The sequence below is a fragment of the Saccharopolyspora griseoalba genome (genome assembly GCF_042665275.1).
Lineage (GTDB): Bacteria > Actinomycetota > Actinomycetes > Mycobacteriales > Pseudonocardiaceae > Saccharopolyspora > Saccharopolyspora griseoalba.
Genome location: NZ_JBHTCJ010000035.1, coordinates 1 through 1,265, shown reverse-complemented (window position 1 = coordinate 1,265; position 1,265 = coordinate 1). Strand labels below are relative to the sequence as shown.

The 1,265-nt window shown below is 68.5% G+C and carries 1 protein-coding gene; it reads left to right on the top strand.

Annotation, left to right across the window (positions count from 1 at the left end; translation table 11 throughout):
- Positions 1-3: 3 nt before the first annotated feature.
- Positions 4-1,265: serine hydroxymethyltransferase (glyA, locus tag ACFQRI_RS27070; protein ID WP_380673491.1), on the top strand; the 1,262-nt coding region annotated here is incomplete at its 3' end.

Genomic DNA, 1,265 nt, shown 5'->3' with positions numbered 1-1,265 from the left:
GATCTGTTCAACGACGCGCTCGCCGCGGTGGACCCGGAGGTGGCGACGGCGGTCGGCGCCGAACTGGGCCGCCAGCAGAACACCCTGGAAATGATCGCCTCGGAGAACTTCGCTCCCCAGGCGGTGCTGCAAGCCCAGGGCTCGGTCCTGACCAACAAGTACGCCGAGGGCTACCCCGGCAAGCGCTACTACGGCGGCTGCGAACACGTCGACGTCATCGAGCAGCTGGCCATCGACCGCGTCAAGGACCTCTTCGGCGCCCACTACGCCAACGTCCAGCCCCACTCCGGCGCCCAGGCCAACGCCGCGGCCATGTTCGCCCTGCTCAAGCCCGGCGACACCATCATGGGCCTGGACCTCGCCCACGGCGGGCACCTCACCCACGGCATGCGGATCAACTTCTCCGGCAAGCTCTACAACGTCGTGCCCTACACCGTCAGCGACGACACCCACCGCGTCGACATGGACGAAGTCGCACGCCTGGCCCGCGAGAACACACCGCAGATGATCATCGCCGGCTGGTCGGCCTACCCCCGCCAGCTCGACTTCGAGCGCTTCCGCGCCATCGCCGACGAAGTCGGCGCCTACCTCATGGTCGACATGGCCCACTTCGCCGGCCTCGTGGCCGCAGGCCTGCACCCCAGCCCCCTGCCCCACGCCCACGTGGTCACCACCACCACCCACAAAACCCTCGGCGGCCCCCGCGGCGGCGTGATCCTGTCCAACGACGAGAACTTCACCAAGAAGTTCAACTCCGCGGTCTTCCCCGGCCAGCAAGGCGGCCCCCTCGAACACGTCATCGCCGGCAAGGCCGTCGCCTTCAAGATCGCCGCCGGCGAGGAATTCGCCGACCGCCAGCGCCGCACCATCGAAGGCGCCCAGATCCTCGCCGACCGCCTGCTGGCCACCGACACCACCGAAGCCGGCGTCTCCCTGGTCTCCGGCGGCACCGACGTCCACCTCGTGCTCGTCGACCTGCGCAACTCCGAACTCGACGGCCAACAAGCCGAAGACCGCCTCCACGAAATCGGCATCACCGTCAACCGCAACGCCGTCCCCAACGACCCCCGCCCACCCATGGTCACCTCCGGCCTGCGCATCGGCACCCCCGCACTGGCCACCCGCGGCTTCGGCAAGGACGAATTCACCGAAATCGCCGAAGTCATCGCACAAGCCCTCAAACCCACCTTCGACCAGACCACCAGCGCCGAACTGCGCGCCCGCGTCGAAGCACTCGCCGCCAAGCACCCCCTCTACCCCAACCT